This is a genomic window from Aquimarina sp. AWH4_224, from assembly GCF_056160245.1.
In genome coordinates this window covers 58,023-78,059 of sequence record NZ_JBSWWU010000008.1, presented here as the reverse complement: position 1 = coordinate 78,059, position 20,037 = coordinate 58,023, and the positions used below count along the sequence as shown (strand labels likewise).

General features: G+C 36.6%; 15 protein-coding genes. 1 reads left to right on the top strand and 14 read right to left on the bottom strand.

Features of this window, described 5'->3' with window-relative positions:
- Positions 1–11 precede the first annotated feature (11 nt).
- From ACXAGJ_RS16065 to ACXAGJ_RS16040, 6 genes are all read right to left on the bottom strand, one after another.
- Positions 12–2,417: a 3-hydroxyacyl-CoA dehydrogenase NAD-binding domain-containing protein gene (locus tag ACXAGJ_RS16065; protein WP_473286271.1), complete on the bottom strand. Its 2,406-nt coding sequence runs from the start codon at positions 2,415–2,417 to the stop codon at positions 12–14.
- 17 nt (positions 2,418–2,434) lie between these two features.
- A complete protein-coding gene (locus tag ACXAGJ_RS16060; protein WP_073314584.1) occupies positions 2,435–2,890 on the bottom strand; it encodes a MarR family winged helix-turn-helix transcriptional regulator in 456 nt (151 codons plus the stop codon).
- A gap of 194 nt (positions 2,891–3,084) precedes the next feature.
- Entirely contained in the window at positions 3,085–4,857 is a 1,773-nt protein-coding gene (locus tag ACXAGJ_RS16055) for an AMP-binding protein (RefSeq protein ID WP_473286272.1), read from the bottom strand.
- Positions 4,858–5,198: 341 nt separating this feature from the next.
- Complete coding sequence (gene purL, locus ACXAGJ_RS16050; RefSeq protein WP_474841150.1) at positions 5,199–8,864, bottom strand: phosphoribosylformylglycinamidine synthase; 3,666 nt, start codon at positions 8,862–8,864, stop codon at positions 5,199–5,201.
- A gap of 242 nt (positions 8,865–9,106) precedes the next feature.
- Positions 9,107–9,319, bottom strand: coding sequence for a hypothetical protein (locus tag ACXAGJ_RS16045; protein ID WP_474841149.1), 213 nt, complete (start codon positions 9,317–9,319; stop codon positions 9,107–9,109).
- Between the two features lie 156 nt (positions 9,320–9,475).
- Positions 9,476–10,693 (bottom strand): RsmB/NOP family class I SAM-dependent RNA methyltransferase, encoded by a 1,218-nt coding sequence (locus ACXAGJ_RS16040; RefSeq protein ID WP_474841148.1) that lies wholly within the window; start codon positions 10,691–10,693, stop codon positions 9,476–9,478.
- A 76-nt stretch (positions 10,694–10,769) separates the two neighbouring features.
- Between ACXAGJ_RS16040 and ACXAGJ_RS16035 the strand changes: the two genes are divergently transcribed.
- Complete coding sequence (locus tag ACXAGJ_RS16035; RefSeq protein ID WP_474841147.1) at positions 10,770–11,834, top strand: WD40/YVTN/BNR-like repeat-containing protein; 1,065 nt, start codon at positions 10,770–10,772, stop codon at positions 11,832–11,834.
- Positions 11,835–11,865: 31 nt separating this feature from the next.
- On the opposite strand, the gene ACXAGJ_RS16030 is transcribed toward ACXAGJ_RS16035, so the two are convergent.
- The 8 genes from ACXAGJ_RS16030 to ACXAGJ_RS15995 all read right to left on the bottom strand — a co-directional run bounded on the left by ACXAGJ_RS16030 (position 11,866) and on the right by ACXAGJ_RS15995 (position 20,029).
- Positions 11,866–12,327 carry a hypothetical protein gene (locus tag ACXAGJ_RS16030; protein WP_473286277.1) on the bottom strand — a complete coding sequence of 154 codons (462 nt, stop codon included), beginning with the start codon at positions 12,325–12,327 and terminating at the stop codon, positions 11,866–11,868.
- A 50-nt stretch (positions 12,328–12,377) separates the two neighbouring features.
- A complete protein-coding gene (locus tag ACXAGJ_RS16025) occupies positions 12,378–13,022 on the bottom strand; it encodes a hypothetical protein (RefSeq protein ID WP_474841146.1) in 645 nt (214 codons plus the stop codon).
- 31 nt (positions 13,023–13,053) lie between these two features.
- Positions 13,054–13,596, bottom strand: coding sequence for an RNA polymerase sigma factor (locus ACXAGJ_RS16020; RefSeq protein WP_474841456.1), 543 nt, complete (start codon positions 13,594–13,596; stop codon positions 13,054–13,056).
- Positions 13,597–14,262: 666 nt separating this feature from the next.
- Positions 14,263–16,086 carry an ABC transporter ATP-binding protein gene (locus tag ACXAGJ_RS16015; RefSeq protein ID WP_474841145.1) on the bottom strand — a complete coding sequence of 608 codons (1,824 nt, stop codon included), beginning with the start codon at positions 16,084–16,086 and terminating at the stop codon, positions 14,263–14,265.
- A gap of 30 nt (positions 16,087–16,116) precedes the next feature.
- Positions 16,117–17,847, bottom strand: a complete 1,731-nt coding sequence (locus tag ACXAGJ_RS16010) for a phospho-sugar mutase (RefSeq protein ID WP_474841144.1) — start codon at positions 17,845–17,847, stop codon at positions 16,117–16,119.
- A gap of 72 nt (positions 17,848–17,919) precedes the next feature.
- Positions 17,920–18,867, bottom strand: a complete 948-nt coding sequence (locus ACXAGJ_RS16005) for a glycosyltransferase (RefSeq protein WP_473286281.1) — start codon at positions 18,865–18,867, stop codon at positions 17,920–17,922.
- A 3-nt stretch (positions 18,868–18,870) separates the two neighbouring features.
- Positions 18,871–19,395, bottom strand: coding sequence for a DUF4199 domain-containing protein (locus tag ACXAGJ_RS16000; RefSeq protein ID WP_474841143.1), 525 nt, complete (start codon positions 19,393–19,395; stop codon positions 18,871–18,873).
- Between the two features lie 124 nt (positions 19,396–19,519).
- A complete protein-coding gene (locus tag ACXAGJ_RS15995; RefSeq protein WP_474841142.1) occupies positions 19,520–20,029 on the bottom strand; it encodes a DUF4199 domain-containing protein in 510 nt (169 codons plus the stop codon).
- Between the last annotated feature and the right edge of the window lie 8 nt (positions 20,030–20,037).

The following is a 20,037-nucleotide window of genomic DNA, read 5'->3' as shown; positions in this document are numbered from 1 at the left end:
TTTCTAAGGTTCTAGTTTCTAAGAGGTTTTCCTTTCTTAAGCATGTGTTCGATACGCTCAAGAGTTTTACGTTCTGTACAAAGAGACAAGAAAGCTTCTCTTTCAAGATCAAGTAAATATTGTTCTGTAACCAAAGTAGGTTCAGAAAGGTCTCCTCCTGCCATTACATAACCTAGTTTGTTGGCTATTTTGTGATCGTGTTCAGAGATAAATCTACTTGCTTCCATAGAGTCTGTTCCTACCAAGAACATACCTAGTGCTTGTTTTCCAAGTACTTTTATGTCTTTACGGCGAGGCGGTTGTGTATATCCTTGCTCTGCCATTAATTTTGCATGTGCTTTTGCGGTAGCGATCTGGCGGTCTTTGTTAACCACAACAATATCTTTACCTTTTTGTAGTAGGTTAGTATCAAAAGCTTCGTAAGCTGAAGTAGATACTTTTGCCATACCAATGGTTAAGAAGTGCTCTTGTAGAATATTTAGCTCTACATCATTTTTCTTAAACAAATCAGCAGCTCTCAATGCCATTTCCTTAGATCCACCACCACCTGGGATCACACCAACACCAAATTCTACTAATCCCATATAAGTTTCTGCAGCAGCAACAACTTTGTCTGCATGAAGTGAGATCTCACATCCACCACCAAGTGACATTCCGTGAGGAGCCACAACCGTTGGGATAGAAGAGTAGCGCATACGCATCATGGTATCCTGGAAGTATTTGATCGCCATGTTCAATTCATCATACTCTTGCTCTACAGCCATCATAAAGATCATACCGATGTTTGCACCCACAGAGAAATTTGCTCCTTGGTTACCAACAACCAATCCCTGGAAATCTTTTTCAGCAAGATCAATAGCTTTATTAAGACCAGCAAGAACATCACCACCAATAGTGTTCATCTTACTTTGGAATTCTACATTTAAGATTCCATCTCCAAGATCTTCAACTACAACACCACTGTTTTTGAATACCTGAGAAGATTCTCTAATATTGTCTAAAATGATAAAGGCATCTTGTCCTGGTACTTTAGTTTGTTGTTTTGTTGGAATTTCGTAGAAATATGTAGCACCCTCTTTTACCGTGTAGAAAGAAGAACTTCCAGAAGATAACATTTCGTTTACCCAAGCTGCCGGCTCATATCCTTCAGCTTTCATCATTTCTATTCCTTTTTCAACACCTACAGCATCCCAGATTTGGAATGGCCCATGCTCCCAGCCAAAACCAGCTTTCATCGCATCGTCAATTTTGTATAAATCGTCAGTGATTTCTGGAATTCGATTTGAAACGTATGCAAATAAAGCGGCAAGGTTCTTACGATAGAATTCTCCTGCTTTGTCTTTTCCAGATACCAGTACTTTAAAACGATCGATTACTTTATCGATAGTCTTCGTCATTTCTAGTGTTGCAAAAGAAGCTCTTTTCTTTTCTCTATATTCTAAAGTATCTAGATCTAAAGAAAGAATATCTTTTTTACCCTCTGGGGAAACGTGCTTTTTATAAAACCCTTGTTTTGTTTTACTTCCTAACCATTTGTTTTCCATCATCGTATTGATGAAATCAGGAAGTTTAAACAATTCATGACGTTCGTCATCTGGACAGTTTTCAGCGATACCATTAGCTACATGAACCAAAGTATCCAGACCAACAACATCTACCGTTCTGAAGGTAGCTGATTTTGGACGACCGATTACCGGACCAGTAAGTTTATCTACTTCTTCTATAGTTAATCCCATTTCTTTTACCATGTGGAATAAACTCATGATGCTGAAGATACCAATTCTGTTACCAATAAATGCTGGTGTATCTTTGGCTACAACAGAAGTTTTACCTAAGAATTGCTCTCCGTATCCGTTTAAGAAATCCAATACTTCTGTAGAAGTTTGTGGACCAGGGATAATCTCAAATAACTTTAAGTAACGAGCAGGGTTAAAGAAGTGTGTTCCACAGAAATGTTTCTGGAAATCTTCGCTTCTACCTTCACTCATAAATTTGATAGGAATACCAGAAGTATTTGAAGTAATTAGAGTTCCTGGTGTTCTGTATTTTTCTAAGTTTTCGAAAACTTGTTTTTTGATATCAAGTCTCTCAACAACAACCTCGATAATCCAATCTACATCTGCAACTTTTGCAATATCATCTTCCAAATTACCTGTGGTAATTCGGTTTGCAAATTTTTGATGGTAAATAGGAGAGGGCTTTGATTTAAGCGCAGCGGTAAGCGAATCATTTACTAATCGATTTCTTACTACTTTGTCTTCTAAAGTAAGGCCTTTTGCCTTTTCTTTATCGTTTAGTTCTCTAGGAACGATATCTAATAATAGAACTTCTGCACCAATATTAGCAAAATGACATGCAATTCCCGATCCCATAATTCCTGAGCCGACGACTGCAACTTTTTTAATGATTCTTTTCATTGTTGAACTTCTGGTTGTTAAGGTTTTATAGATTCCTGTTTTTTATAAATTTTCTTTGACGATATTAAATCGTTGATGATCTGAAATACTTCCAGAAAAACATCTAGTTTTTCTTTTGGAATATGTTTTTTTACCGCGTTGTCAAAAGTAAAAACCACTTCTTTAGAGAAATTTCTCATTTCTACTCCAAAAGGGGTTAAATAGATCAAAACACCTCGGCCATCCTGAGGGTTCTTTTTTCTATAGATTAATCCTTTTTCTTCCATGGTTTTCAAAGTACGTGACAGGCTTGTAGCTTCCATGCCCATTTTGGGTCCTAAAGAGGTTGATGGAGTGCCACTTTCTGGATCAATACTTAGGAGTGCAAATCCAGTAGCCATAGTACTGCCTTTTTTACTTGCTTCTTCGTTATACATCTTGGCAACCGCCATCCATGTAGCCCGAAGGGCATAGTCGATCGTTTTTTCCCTCATTCGTTTATTATTGTGATGGTAAAGGTAAGAAAAATTTATTATGCATGCATAATAAATAGTGTAAAAATTTAGAAAATGTTGAAGTAATTTACGTTTTTCTATTGAATTAATAAAAAAACTCCCCATAAAATGAGGAGTTTACTGATTAACAGTTAAGCTTGTATATATATTACAATTGTAATCAGTAGTTTGAATTAGCCATAAATCTTAGTGTATAACGCACTATATTTTTCTTTGATAACTCTTCTTTTTAGTTTCATAGTAGGGGTAAGGTGACCCGCATCGATACTCCACTCATCTGGTGTCAATTCGAACTTCTTTACACGTTCCCATTTACCAAATTTTTCGTTGTGCTCATCTACCTCTTCTTGATAGCGTTCTATTACGGTAGGATTGCTGATCATTTCTTCCATTGTTCCACCGATCTGCAGTCCTTTTCTTTCTGCCCAATCTTTTAAGAATTCGAAGTTAGGTTGAATGAAAGCAGCTGGCATTTTTTCTCCTTCACCGATCACCATGATCTGTTCAATGAATCTGGATTGCTTCATAGCGTTTTCAATCAATTGAGGAGCTACATATTTTCCTCCAGAAGTTTTAAACATTTCTTTTTTACGATCTGTAATTCTTAAGAACCCGTCGCTATCAATTTCACCGATATCACCAGTATGGAAGTATCCATCTTTTAATACCTCAGCAGTTTTTTCTGGATCTTTGTAATATCCTTGCATTACTTGTGGTCCTTTTACAAGAATCTCACCGTCTTCTGCAATTTTAACTTCAGTATTCGGAATCATTCTACCCACAGTTCCAATTTTGAAACCTTTCTCTCTTTCATCATTTACGGATACTACGGGAGAGGTTTCGGTAAGACCGTATCCTTCCATCACAGACATTCCGGCAGCGTTAAATACTCTTGCCAATCTTGGTTGCAGTGCCGCACTTCCCGAAGCAATTACTTTTAGATTCCCTCCAAGGGCTTCCTGCCATTTGCTGAATATTAATTTTCTGGCTAATCCTAGTTTCTTTTCATACCACCATCCGTTGGCTCCGTAGGGTTCGTATTTTAAACCAAGTTCTACTGCCCAGAAGAAGAGCTTTTTCTTTAACCCTGTTAAATCCGCTCCTTTTGCAATAATTTTATCGTATACCTTTTCAAGAAGTCGAGGTACCGCAGTCATTACATCTGGTTTTACTTCTTTAAGGTTATCGCTGATCGTTTCTAGCGATTCTGCAAAATAGATACTTACACCCAAATATTGGTATAAATACATCAGCATACGCTCATAGATATGACATACTGGTAAAAAGCTTAACGCTTTTGCCTCTCCCGAAGGAATAGGGAATCGAGTTGCAGCACTTAAGGCATTGCTTACCACGTTTTTATGACTTAGCATTACTCCTTTTGGACGACCTGTAGTACCTGAAGTATAGATTAAGGTAGCAAGATCATCTTCATGTACTCCTGCCATTAACTTTTCTACTTCTTCCTGGTTGCTGTCATCTTTACCTAATTCTAAAACTTCATTCCAGCTTTTACAACCGTCTATATCATTAAAAGAATATACTCCTTTTAATGAAGGTACATTTCCGTGAATATTTTTTACTTTTTGAAATACTTCATCATCAGAAACAAAACAATATACCGACTCTGAGTGATTTAATACATATTCATAATCTTCCTGAGAAATTGTAGGATAAATAGGAACATCTTGTGCTCCGATTTGTAACACACCAATATCTGTAATATTCCATTCCGTTCTATTATTTGAAGATATTATGGCGATTTTATCGTTTGGTTTTACCCCCAATCTTAGTAAACCTCTACTAATCTGGTTGGCTTTATTAATGTATTCTTGGGTAGAAGTAGCAATCCACTCTCCATTATACTTTGTGATTAAAGCCTTGTCTAAATTAAATTTCTCTAATTGATAATGTGGAAAATCAAATAATCTAGTAATTGTCGTCATAAGTCGTTTTAAATGTTTTTTGTAGAATTCAACAAATCTTATCTAGAAGAATGGTGTAAATGCTTTATAAGATAGTAAAATCCAAGGGATTATATACCAAAAACAAATGCTTCATTTTACTTTCTAGGGATCTTGTTAAATTACTATGCGTGCATAGTTTCGCAAATTATAAAAAATCTGATAATACACAACCCTAATATATAAAAAAAGGAGCTGTAATTTATCAACTCCTTAATTTTTTATTGTTTTTGATGCGATATTCTTGATATCGTAATTTTTAAGAGGATATGGTAGTATTCTCCATTCTAGTTTAAGGTATCTTTAATCCTACCGCTTTATTATTATCGGTTTTCTATCCACTTTCTCGCATTTACAAAAGCTTCGATCCATGGAGATACTTCATCTTTTCTGCCATCTGGATAGTTAGCCCAGTTCCACTGGAAAATCGAACGTTCGATATGTGGCATCATTACCAGATGTCTACCGGTTTTATCCGCCATCATCGCTACGTTATAATCTGATCCATTTGGATTAGAAGGATATGCATCATAACCATATTTGGCTACGATATGATAATTGTCTTCAGACAGTGGTAGGCTAAACTTCCCTTCTCCATGAGAAATCCAAACCCCAAGTGTACTTCCTGCCAAAGTAGATAGCATTACAGAATTGTTTTCCTGAACTTTTACTGAGGTAAATGCGCTTTCGTGTTTATATGAGGCATTGTGAATTAACTTTCCATGAGTGTCATGGTCTGGATTGATCACTTCTAACTCCATAAACAACTGACAACCGTTACAGATCCCTACAGAGAGTGTGTCTTCTCTATCAAAGAATTTTTTCAACGCCGTATTGGCTTTCTCATTATATAGAAATGCTCCAGCCCATCCTTTTGCCGAGCCTAATACATCACTATTTGAGAATCCTCCAACTGCACCAATAAACTGAATGTCTTCAAGAGTCTCACGTCCCGAAATAAGATCAGTCATGTGCACATCTTTTACATCAAAACCAGCCAGATACATGGCATTAGCCATTTCACGCTCAGAGTTACTTCCTTTTTCTCTAATAATTGCTGCTTTTGGACGTGGGTTGCTACTATCAATGATCGGTTTTCTTCCCATAAAATGAATAGGGAACTCATATTTCAAAGGTTGCTTTGCATAATTTTCGAAACGATCCTTGGCAAGATTATTTGCCGTTTGTTTTTGATCCAAAAGGTAAGAGGTCTTATACCAAGTATTTCGAAGTTCTGCAATATTCAAATCAAAACTATCGTCCTTGTTTATAATCTGCAGCGTGTTTCCTTCAACAGCTTTACCAATCTTGAAAAATTCAATTCCGTTTTCAGCAAGTATTTGTGCTACATCACTATTAGGAGCACTTTGGAAAACGATTCCGGCATTCTCTGCAAATAATAACTTGATAGAATCGGACTCTCCAATTTCAGATAGATCAATGTTGGCAGCAAGATCTACATCAGCAAAACATAGCTCTAATAGGGTAGTGATTAAACCTCCAGAAGCAACATCATGCCCTGCGATAATTTTGCGATCCTGAATCAATTGCTGGATGACATTAAATGTAGTTTTGAAAGCTTTGGCATTTGTTACATTTGGTGCTGTTGTACCAATTTTATTGTGTACCTGCGCAAATGAAGATCCACCCAATTGATGTTTGTCGTTGGACATATTGATGTAGAAGATATCTCCACCATATGTTTTTAATACCGGTTCAACCACTCCGGCAATATCATTACAATGTGCAGCAGCGGATATGATTACTGTACCTGGCGCGATAACTTCTTCATTAGGATACTTTTGTTTCATGGATAAAGAATCCTTACCTGTTGGTACGTTGATCCCTAAATCTATGGCAAAGTCAGAAACAGCTTTAACAGCTTTGTATAGCCTTGTATCTTCTCCTTCATTTTTACAAGGCCACATCCAGTTTGCAGATAATGAAATGGAAGATAATCCCTCGTTCAAAGGAGCCCAAATAATGTTGGTAAGTGATTCTGCTATAGAGTTTTTACTTCCTGCTTCGGGATCAATCAGTCCAGAAATAGGGGAGTGCCCTATAGAAGTAGCAATACCTTCGCCAGATTTGTAATCTATAGCCATTACTCCACAGTTGTTCAATGGTAGTTGTAATGGTCCAGCACATTGTTGCTTAGCTACACGTCCTCCTACACAACGGTCTACTTTGTTAGTCAACCAGTCTTTACAAGCAACTGCTTCTAATTGTAACACTTGCTCGAGGTAATCTTTTAATTTGTCAGTAGTGTAATTGATCTCATTATAGTTACGATCAATATTTACATCGTTCATGATGGTTTTAGGAGAACTTCCAAACATATGGTCCAAATCCATGTCCATAGGGGTGTCTCCTTTTGTTTTTGAAGTAAAGGTAAAACGATGATCTCCGGTTACATCTCCAACCTGATACATAGGAGAGCGTTCACGTTCGGCGATACGTTGTAGGGTGTCGATATTATCAGGTCCGATCACCAATCCCATTCTCTCTTGAGATTCGTTTCCTATGATTTCTTTGGCAGATAAGGTAGGATCTCCTACTGGTAGCTTATCCAAATCGATTTTACCTCCTGTTTCTTCTACCAATTCTGAAAGGCAATTTAAATGTCCTCCAGCTCCGTGATCATGAATAGAAATAATCGTATTTTGATCGCTTTCTACCATACCGCGAATCGCATTGGCAGCTCTTTTTTGCATTTCTGGGTTAGAACGTTGGATGGCATTCAATTCGATACCACTACTAAATTCTCCTGTATCTGCAGAGGATACAGCTGCACCTCCCATACCGATTCTATAGTTTTCTCCACCAAGAATCACAATTTTATCACCTGTTTCTGGTTTGGCTTTGATTGCTTGGTCTTTTTTACCGTATCCAATACCTCCAGCTAGCATGATTACCTTATCGAATCCTAATTTTCTAGCATCTTCTTCATGTTCAAAAGTAAGTACAGATCCAGTGATCAAAGGTTGTCCGAACTTATTTCCAAAATCCGAAGCTCCATTAGAAGCTTTGATCAAAATATCCATTGGAGTTTGATACAACCAATCGCGCTCTGCAACAGCTTGCTCCCAAGGTCTGTTTTCTTCAAGTCTAGAGTATGAAGTCATGTATACTGCAGTTCCTGCTAGCGGTAAAGAACCTTTTCCTCCTGCAAGTCGGTCTCTAATCTCCCCTCCAGAACCTGTAGCAGCACCATTAAAAGGCTCTACGGTGGTCGGGAAGTTATGTGTTTCTGCTTTTAGAGAAATTACACTTTCAAAATCTTGCTCGGTATAAAAATCCGGTTTGTCTGCAGTTTTAGGCGCAAACTGTGTAGCCTTGGGTCCATCGATAAAGGCAACATTATCCTTGTACGCAGAAACGATATGATTTGGATGTGTTTCTGACGTCTTCTTGATCATTTTAAAAAGAGAAGAGGGTTGCTCCTCTCCATCAATAACAAATGTACCGTTAAAGATTTTATGACGACAGTGCTCTGAATTTACTTGTGAGAAACCGAATACTTCAGAATCTGTGAGTTTTCTTCCTATTTTTTGGCTTATTCCTTCCAGATATTCAATCTCTTCTTCGCTTAGTGCTAATCCTTCACTTTCGTTATAGGCAGCAATATCTTCGATAGCAATAATCCCTTCAGGTTGGATATCTATAGTGTAAATATCCTGATCCAATCCATCGTATTTTTGAGAAAGCATCGGGTCAAAGTCCGTATGCGATTCTGGAACCGAGTTGAACTCCTCAATTCGTATGATGCCTTCGACACCCATATTTTGAGTGATCTCTACTGCATTGGTACTCCACGGAGTGATCATTGCGGCACGTGGACCAACAAAAAAAGCGTCAACAGACGCCGTAGATATTTTAGGTTGGTTGCCAAATAACCATGTGAGTTTTTTAATACTTTCTGGGGTAATTTCAGTATTGGCTTGAACGGCAAATACTTTCTCTTTTGGGTTTCCGAAGAAATGAATCATACTTCGATTATTTGTGTTGTTTTAATTAAGCTGCAAATTTACTATTTTCTGTATAAAATCAACTATAAATATAAGATTGAATAGTAGAGTTATCCACCAAATTTTAAACAACTTTGTTCTCTGAAAAATTTTATTACTTATACTACTTAAAAGTTATTATATCTTGTTTAATTAAGAACAGCTTATGGGATGTGTTAAAAACTTCAATAAGCTGTTCTTATCAGCATTGTGATTCTTAAAATTTAAACACAACAGATTTGATTTACTTCTGTTTGCTGTGAAAATGGTTTATCTGTTTTTGGTTTGTCTGTTTTTGGGCAAACATCTGTATCCTGTGGACAATGCCTAAAAGTTTCTGGCCAATCTGTTGCTCCACCTCGGATAAACGACATTTTCTTAAGGATAGCGATTCGTTCCTTTTTTAACACAAGAGATTTTAAATTCTTTTTTTTCATGATTTTCACATTTTGGTTTTACTAATAGCACTGAAATTATTGTAACCAAGAAGTGAATAAAAATAATAGTAATCGATATTCTCGAATTTCGATCTATATTCTCGAATTTTGGAAAGTCCGCAATAAAAAAATGAATATTAAAAATAACAATGCGCCCTATGAAGGTACTTTTCTTTCTAGTAAAGCCATATAAAACCCATCATAACCAGATTGATGAGATAATATTTTTTTGTCTTTGATAAAATTGAAATTTTTTCCGGTTTCTGTGGTAAGAAAATGCTCTACCTGGTTTTGATTTTCTGAAGGTAGGATAGAACACGTAGCATAAACCAGTTTCCCTCCGGGTTTTACCATTTTTGAATAACTCTCCAAAATCTCTGATTGTGTCTGCCTGATCGAATCGAGAAACTCAGGCTGAAGCTTCCATTTGGCGTCAGGATTTCTGCTTAACACTCCTAATCCACTACACGGAGCATCAATCAAAACCCGATCTGCTTTGCCATGTAACTTTTTGATATCCTTAGTGCTTTCTATGGTGCGAGGCTCGATATTATGAGCACCTGCTCTTTTTGCTCTTCTTTTTAATTCTTTCAGTTTATTGCCATAGATGTCCATAGCAATAATTTGCCCTTTGTTTTGCATTAAAGCCGAAAGATGCAACGTTTTGCCTCCAGCTCCGGCACAAGTATCGACCACGCGTTGCCCTGGTTGTACTTCCAGAAAGTTAGCCACCAATTGCGATGAAGCATCCTGTACCTCGAAAAAACCATTTTTGAAAGCATCTGATGTAAATACATTTTTGCGCTCAGTAAGCTGCAAGGCATCTGGATATCCTTTGATGAATTCGGTATCGATATCTTCATCTTCTAAGGCACTTCGTAATTTATCTCTCGAAATTTTTAAGGTATTGGTTCTTAACACTACAGGAGCTTGCTCGTTGAGCGCTTTCAATTCTTTTTCCCATTTAGCCCCTAATTCTTGTTCTCCGATTTTGTCCATCCAATCAGGAATAGATTCTCTAAACTTTCTGATTTTAATTAATTCATCAAAACGTCCTTTGATACGTCGGGTAGGAGTAGGACCGATTTGTTTCCAATCGGGTAGTGTAATTCCTCGTAGTGTAGCCCAAACCGCAAAAATTCGCCATAGATTTTCTCTTGAAAAAGGCTCTTTTACTTCAGCGATTTCAGCATACAGGCGTTTCCAACGTACAATTTCATAAACCGTTTCTGCCACAAAGCTTCGATCGCGGGATCCCCATCTTTTGTCTCGTTTCAAAAGTTTTTGAACTACTTTGTCGGCATACCCATCTTCATTAAAGATTTCATTAAGTCCGTCAATTACCGCAAAAACAAGATTTCTATGTAAACGCATGGTGCTACTTTTTAAAGGTTTGCAAAGGTAGACGTTTGTAATCAAATACTATTATATTTGGTCAAAATTGTTGCATATGAGAGTAGTTTTGATTCTTATTTTCGTTTTAAGTATACTATCCTGTGGTACCAAAGAGGAAATTGTAAAGCCCAATTTTTCTGAAGTGGATATAGAAATACTCTATAAAGATTCAATAAGTATACGTGCTATTGACATATATAGGGATTCTTTGGTTGGTTTTGGATTTAACAAAGGGTATGGTTTTTTGGATTTGAAGAGCAATTCGGTAAGTTTAAGGGAATACACGATCAACGAAGTGGTAGATAGTAGTAAAAATTGGATCACAGAACACAGAGCAGTTACTTTTGTTGACAATTCATTTTACAGTCTAGGAATCAGTTCGCCAGCCAGATTAAGAAAGGTGAATATTGAAAATAAAGAAGAAAAGTTGGTCTACGAAGAACATCATAAAAAAGCATTTTATGATGCCATTTCTTTTTGGAACGATAAAGAAGGAATCGCAATGGGGGATCCAACAGATGGATGCTTATCTGTTATCATCACTAGAGATGGAGGCAATTCCTGGCAAAAGGTATCTTGCGAGGATTTACCAGAAACAGCAGAAGGAGAGGCTGCATTTGCGGCAAGTAATGGGAATATTGCTATACAAGGTGAACATACCTGGATGGTGTCAGGAGGGATGAAATCCCGAGTGTTTTACTCTCCAAACAAAGGAAAAACCTGGACGGTTACAGATACACCTATTATACAAGGACAACCAACTACGGGAGCGTATTCGATGGCGTTTTTTGATGCTTTGAATGGAGTGATTTATGGAGGAGACTACACCCAACCAGAGAATAACAAGGCGAACAAAGCCATTACAAAAGATGGTGGAAAAACATGGACGTTAGTTGCCGATGGTAGTGGAGCGGGTTATAAAAGCTGTGTTCGCTATATCCCTAATGGGAAAGGAGAAGAAATGGTTGTAGTAGGTTTTACAGGGATTAGCATTTCCAACGATAGAGGAGTGTCCTGGAAAGAACTCAGTAAAGAAGGATTTTACACCTTACGTTTTTTGACAGATAGTACTGCCATTGCAGCAGGTAAAGGAAGAATTGCCAAACTTACGTTTAAATAAAAAAGAGGCTTATCTAAGCCTCTTCCTATATCTATTGATTATTTCTTCGATTTCGCCATTGTCGTACCCGATCCAATAATCGTTTATTGAAATCATTTTCTGCTTTAATCAAGCGTACGATCTTTTTATTTGGGAGCACGCTTTGCAAATCTTTGATCAATTTTTTTCTAGCTTCCATTTTTTTGGTTTCGCCATCCATATAATTGTCCAAAAATGTTCCTGCCTGGCGATCACTTAATCCATCAGGTCCATTGTAAGCTTCTTTTAGTGCTCTAAAACCCTTGCGTTCACTTTTCTTAATTTGGTGTACAGTTTCATCATAAGCATTGTAGATAGGCCAAAACTGTTGCGCTTCTTTACTGCTTAGATTTAATTGTTCTGTGATAAAGGCAACTTTAAACGCTTTGATTTTTTCACCACCTGGACCAGGTCCTTGCGCCATAGCGTGTAGCGAAATAAAAGCGAAGCATATCAGTAGTAGTATCTTTTTCATCAAATTTAATTTTTCAATCGTTCATTTGGAGCTATACACTCGTTCATTTGTTAATCTGTAAATATAATGTCATCCTCGAGATCTTCTTCGGATAGATATTCTAATAGTTCTTCTTCAGAAATTTCTTTTTCCTCAAATACATCGGCATAGTTAGTCTCTTCATCCAATAAGGAAGCAATATCTTCATTACTAAGCTCTACATTCCCTTCTGCAAAATACTCCTGTATATCTGCTAATTCCAGAGTATTGATGTCTGTTAAGCCAGTATTTCCTTTATTAATAGATACAGAAATGATAATGGCAATCATAGCGGCTATACCAGATATGTAAAGGAGATTCCTTTTAGAGAATATTGAGATTACCTTTCCTTTAGGCGCTTCTTTTGTAGCTTTTTGCAATACCTTTTCTTCCAAAGACTCAAAATAGGATTCTGGAGTGCTAAATCCAGAAGAGATCTTATGATCTAGTATTGATTTCTCTTCTTCTTGAAACGTTATGACTTTAGTGATAGATTCCTCTACATGATCAAAGTAGCCATCGGGAGTGGTAAACCCTGAAGATATCTTTGTATCCAGAGTAGGAGAGGTATCGGTTTCAGAAGCAATGGCCTCTTGTAATCGATCCTCAAATGTTTCAAAATATCCATCTGGTATTTTAAAACCTCCGTTGTCTTTATGTAATTTATCTTTTTTCACTATATATATGACTGTGTAAATGTATAAAGGTTTAACCTTCTTTTAAAAAATCTTCTATTTTTTTCACTGCCAGGTGATAAGAAGCTTTTAGGGCTCCCTCACTGGTTTCCAGGATTTCTGATATCTCTCTATATTTTAATTCCTGAAAATACTTCATATTAAATACTTGTTGCTGCTTTTGAGGTAAAGTGGCAACGGCCTTTTGTAACTTCAATTGCATTTCATCACCATTATAATATACATCAGCTTCCAAATTCTGTACCAATTGCAGGTTTAGCTCTTCATTGCTAATATTATATTTTTTGGCTTTTTGATTGAGAAAGGTAATCGATTCGTTGGTAGCTATACGGTATAACCAGGAATACAATTTACTCTCTCCTTTAAACTTACTTATATTCTTATATACCTTAATAAAGACATTCTGTAAAATATCATCGGTGTCGTCATGGCTTTTGACCATATTACGTATATGCCAATACAAACGTTGCTTGTAGAGGGTAACCAACTTGCTAAAGGCTGCATTGATATCTTCATCAGATTGCAGGGCAATAAGTAAGCTTTCTTCTTCTTGAATATTCAATGGTAGACTTTTTATATGATTAGTGATAGTTTATTCTAACCTCTTAGACTAATGTACACAAAAAAGGTTTAATAAACTTGTAAAAAAAGGTAAACTGATCAATTTTGTAGGAAAAATGTAGGAATAAATGTTAAATTTAGTGTTTATTTGCATTTTTTATAGATAAAATGCAGATTTTATTTGGAGAATTGAAAATTAGTCGTATCTTTACACTGTAATAATGAATTACTACTTTCATTTCCCCCAAGGTGAAAGTTTATTAATAAGAGTGAGTTTTAATTTTAGAGTAAGCCCCTAAATTAAGATGATTTGTGTGAAGAGAAAGAGTGCGACAGCACTCTTTTTTCTTTTTATAGGTTTTTGATATTTTTGAGTAAAGTAGGAATAAGACTACAAAGTATGATATGTTCAGTATATCAAAACGTTAAAAAACACATTTTTTTAGATAAAATGCATTTTTTATTTGGAAAACTGAAAATTAGTCGTATCTTTACACTGTAATAATGAATTACTACTTTCATTTCCCCCAAGGTGAAAGTTTATTAATAAGAGTGAGTTTTAATTTTAGAGTAAGCCCCTAAATTAAGATGATTTGTGTGAAGAGAAAGAGTGCGACAGCACTCTTTTTTCTTTTATAACTATTTGGAAGTCAATTATTTTTTATTCAAACGACTGCATCGTTACTAATTTTTGATACACTCCATCTTTTGCAGTTAATTCTTCGTGTGTACCTTTTTCAACAATTTTACCTTTTTGCATTACAACGATTAAATTTGAATTTTGTATTGTTGATAATCGATGTGCGATCACGATACTGGTTCGATTTTTCATCATATTCTCTAAGGCAGATTGTACAAGTCGTTCACTTTCAGTATCCAGTGCGGAGGTAGCCTCGTCCAAAATCATGATAGGAGGGTTCTTTAATACCGCTCTAGCGATCGATAGACGTTGTTTTTGACCACCACTTAGTTTATTTCCGCTATCTCCAATATTGGTATCGATACCTTTGGGTAAGTCTTTTACAAACTCCCAGGCATTGGCAACTTTTAACGCATCTATAATCTCTTCTTCTGTAGCCGTTTCGTTTCCTATTAATAGGTTGTTTTTGATGGTATCATTGAATAGGATCGAATCCTGAGTCACCAATCCCATTAAATTTCTTAAGGAGTGTTTGCTCAAATCTCTGATATCAACACCATCGATGTTGATGTTTCCTTTATTTACATCATAAAAACGAGTGACCAGGTTAGCAATGGTGGATTTACCACTACCAGATTGTCCTACCAAGGCAACGGAGCTACCTTTTGGAACCTCTAAAGAAAAATCATCTAATACATAGTCATCTTCATACTTAAAGGAAATGTTATTGATCCCAATTTTTTGATCAAACCCTTCCTTTTCTTGTGCATTAGGCTTGTCTTGTAGAGGAGAAGGCGTGTTCAAAATTTCTAAGACACGTTCTGCAGCTGCATTTCCTCGTTTTACACCATAACTGGCTTTGGATATCGCTTTGGCCGGAGTCAATATATTATAGGCCAATCCCATATACACAATGAAGAGCCCCGGATCCAGGGTTTTGTCTACCAAAACCATTTGTCCACCATACCATAATAAGATAGCAATAACTGAGATTCCTAGAAACTCACTAGTAGGAGATGCTAAATTCTGTCTATTTAATAAGGTATTCGAAAAGTCATAGAATCGTCTGGTAGAAGCTTCAAATTTGCTCCCAAAGATCTTTTCGGCATTAAATCCTTTGACTACCTTCAATCCACCAAGCGTTTCTTCAACTATGGAGAGGAAAAACCCTTGTTCTTGCTGTACTTTGTCTGAGTCCTTTTTCAAACGCTTTCCGATCAAAGAGATTAAGAAACCGGACACAGGTATAAAAATGAATACAAATATGGTCAGTTTTACACTGATCAATACCATCGCGACGATAGTGAACAGAATCATCAAGGGTTCTCGTACAATCAATTCTAAAATTGATAAAAAAGAATGTTGAATCTCCAAAACATCGGTAGATATACGAGCCATGGTATCTCCTTTTCGTTTTTCAGAAAAATAAGAGAGGGGTAATGCTACGGTTTTGTGATACAGTTCATTACGGATGTCTTTTAATACCCCATTTCGTAAAAAGGTGATAAAATACATGGCCAAGTAACTAAAAATGTTCTTCAAAAAGAACATGCTAATCACCAGGATCACCATAAAAATCAACACATCATCACTTCCTTGCTGTTCTTTTTGGGTTACAAAGTAACTCAGGTAACTCTCAGCGTAATCGCGAACATTAAAGAAACCTTCCCACTGCGGCTCTTCATATACTTTTTTGGTTTTGTCAAACAATACATTAAGCATAGGAAATAAAGATACCATGGCCAATGTACCAAAGAGCGCATAAAAAATATTCGAGATGATATTTAAGATTGCATATATTCTATAAGGAGCCGCAAAGCGGAGAATTTGTTTAAAGTATTTCATTAATTATTTCAAAACAGCTATCACTGTTATTTAAGTTAATTGTAAATCTTTTTTGATAGCTTCAATCTTGCTATCCAATTGTTGTTGTGCGGTATCAAAATCAGCCACCGAATCCAAAGACCCTTGTACGCTGATATAAAATTTAATTTTTGGTTCGGTACCACTGGGTCGAGCTGCAATTTTGCTACCACCTTCGGTATAAAAAATCAACACATTCGATTTTGGGATATCGATGGTCGTTTCTGTATGATCTTGTAGATTTTTGGCAATGCTACTCTGGTAATCTTCGATCAAGACCACTTTTTCGTTATTTAAATGTTTTGGCGGAGTATTACGCAGATCAATCATTGTTTGTTTGATCTCTTGCGCACCCTCGATTCCTTTTTTAACTAGCGACACCAGATTTTCTTTATAAAAACCATATTTGGTATATAGTTCTAGTAAGGTTGCATAGAATGAACTGCCATTTGCTTTGGTATAGGCTGCAATTTCGCAAGCCAATAGGGTAGAAGTCACCGCATCTTTATCACGCACAAAATCACCTACCATAAAACCAAAACTCTCTTCACCACCACCAATAAAATGTTTTTCAGGAAAATCTTTGATCAGTTTTGCAATCCATTTGAATCCGGTAAGTACTTCGAGATATTCTACTCCAAAACCATTGGCAATACTACGCATCATCGGTGTAGATACAATAGTAGAGGCAATAAATTCGTTGCCCTTAAATGTTTTTTCTTTGGCATATTGCTCTAGCAAAAACCAAGTCATCACTACCATGGTTTGATTCCCATTCAACAATTGTAAATCTCCATCCGTATTGCGTACCGCGATTCCTAAACGGTCACAATCCGGATCTGTACCGATCACGATATCGGCATTTACTTTTTTGGCTAGGTCCATAGCCATAGTTAGTGCAGCTGGCTCTTCTGGATTAGGAGATTTTACCGTTGGGAAATTACCATCAGGCTCCGCTTGCTCTTCTACGATATGTACGTTTTTGAACCCTGCACGTTTTAAGGTTTCAGGAACTGCGGTGATAGAAGTACCATGCAAAGAGGTAAATACGATCGTAAGATCATCTTTCGCTTCTTGAGTAGCGGCGATACTCCCGTTTTGTACACTTTGATTGATAAAAGTTTCGTCAATCGTTGTGTCTATTTTTTCAATAAGGTTCGGTTGTGCTTCAAAATTAATATCTGCGTATTGTAATGCATTGATTTCTGCAATGATCTCTGCATCCTGCGGTGGTACCAATTGCCCACCGTCTTGCCAATACACCTTATATCCGTTATATTCTGGCGGGTTATGACTAGCCGTAAGTACGATCCCACAGTGACATCCTAACTCCTTTACGGCAAAAGATAATTCAGGAGTAGGGCGTAGGCTAGAAAATAAGTACACCTTTACTCCATTGGCCGAAAACACATTGGCTACTACTTGTGCCAGTGTATCACTATTATTGCGGCAATCGTAGGCGATTACTGCCTTAGGTTGTTCACCTTCAAATTGTTTGAGTAAGTAATTACTAAGTCCTTGGGTACTTTTACCCAGAGTATATTTATTAATGCGATTGGTTCCGACACCCATTACACCACGCATTCCACCGGTACCAAATTCTAGGTCTTTATAAAAGCTTTCTTTTAGGTCTTCGGGAGCGTTTTCTTGCAGGTTTTTAATGTGTTGTTGTGTTTCTGTGTCAAAGATAGGAGTAAGCCACTCGCTTACTTTTTGGCTGATGTCGGAATCTGTTACTTGCATGAAAATGATTTTATAACAAAAATACTATTTAATACTAGTTTGGGCATGAAAATACCGCAGAAAATCACACTTTTAGAGGTGTATTTTTTCGGAAATCTTATAGCGCTCTTTGCTTCTTTTGCTGGTAAGTATAATTTCTCCTAAAAAACCAGCCAAAAAGAACTGTGTTCCCAGAATCATGGCAGTCAAAGCAATATAAAACTCTGGGCGTTGGGCGATAAGTCTACCTTTGGTCTCTATAAAAAGTTTATCGATCCCCAGGTATAGCGAAAACCCAAATCCAACGATAAATAATAAGGTACCAATCAACCCAAAAAAGTGCATGGGTCGCTTACCAAAACGTGACATAAACCAAATAGTGACTAGATCCAGAAAGCCATTGATAAAACGACTCATCCCAAACTTGGTTTTACCATATTTACGGGCTTGATGCAGCACTACTTTTTCTCCAATTTTGTTGAAACCGGCATTCTTGGCCAAAACCGGGATATAGCGGTGCATCTCACCATGTACATCGATGTTTTTTACTACAATATTTTTATAGGCCTTGAGCCCGCAGTTAAAATCATGCAATTTTACTCCAGAGGTGCTACGCGCTGCTGCATTAAATAGTTTAGAAGGTAAATTTTTGGCAATTACCGAGTCGTAACGCTTCTTTTTCCAGCCTGAGATCAGATCATACCCGTCTTTGTCGATCAGGTCATACAATTCTGGGATTTCTTCTGGGTTATCCTGTAGATCCGCGTCCATTGTGATCACCACATTACCTTTTGCTTGTTCAAAACCAGCGTGTAAGGCTTGGGACTTTCCAAAGTTTTTTAAAAAGCGAATCCCTTTTACCTGTGGGTCTTGTTGTGATAATTGGGTAATGGTGTCCCACGATCCATCCGTACTTCCATCGTCGATAAAGATAATTTCGTAAGAAAAAGAATTGGATTGCATAACTTTTGCAATCCAATTGTATAATTCGGTAAGTGATTCCTGCTCATTGAGCAGTGGTATGACCACGGATATATTCATAAATTAATAAAGTTCCTGTTTTTGTCTCATTGCGAGTCCCGCAAATAACGAAAAGATAAAACCTAAAAACAAGTTACCAATAAGAGAAAATGCAGCACCAATCATTGGACTACTCATTTTTTCCATTACAGACATACTTTGCTCTACCATAGCTTCAGTCATGTCTGGATTATCCAGTAGTTTTTCACGCTGTGCATCCAGCACATTTTGCATGTATTCCGGCTCAATTACTGTGGTTAAAACAAATGACCAGATTACAACAATAATCCCACCGATAAGGGCGATACCAATACCGATTTTTAAGGCATCAGTAAGTTCCAGAAAACCGTGGTTTGATTTTTTATAGGCCTTGATTCCCATTACAATTACTGCAATAAGGATTAAAATTCCAATTAAGGTAAAAGACCAATGTGGATCGGTGTATGTATTGGTGACATAAATCACCACACCTAGTAATATAGAGATGATTCCTAGTATTACTCCATAGTTGATAATTATCTTTTTTGAAGAAGGTTTTTCATTTTCCATTGTTGAACATTGTTAAGGTTAATTATAACCTATACGTATTCAAAGATACTAAAATGTTACAAGCTGTTCCCTTTTATTCAAAATATTGCTGCAGGAGTAACCATAGAAACAAGAGTCTGTAATACTAATCAAAAGGATCTGGATTTTTTTGCATGATGGCACCGCTGAGCATAGAGATTATTAATCCAAAGGTTAAGTGGTAAATCAAACTCGCGGTTGAACGTTTAATAAAATAAGTGCTTTCTTCACTTAATCCTCTATTTTGTTCTGTTAATTCCTCTAGGGTTGAAGAATTGGAAGGATTTACTATTTCCTTTAATGTTTCAGGCGAAATAAACTTAAGAAAGAAAATATCCCAGGAAATTAATAAAAGCGCACTAATAGCAGAGATTCCAATACCGATTTTTATCGATTGCCATAAAGTTAAAAAATTGTCATTATTAAATTTGTATTTGTAGATGGTATAAGATATTATACAAATGTGTAGAACTAATTCAAAGGTTGAAAATGCCCAATTTGATGTAGTTCTGTTGTCAGTTACATGACGCAAAACCCCATAAATAATCCAAATGGCACCGATTAATAGTCCATAAATTAATATGTGTTTTTTTGTAGAGATAGTAGTTTCAACCATAAGCGATA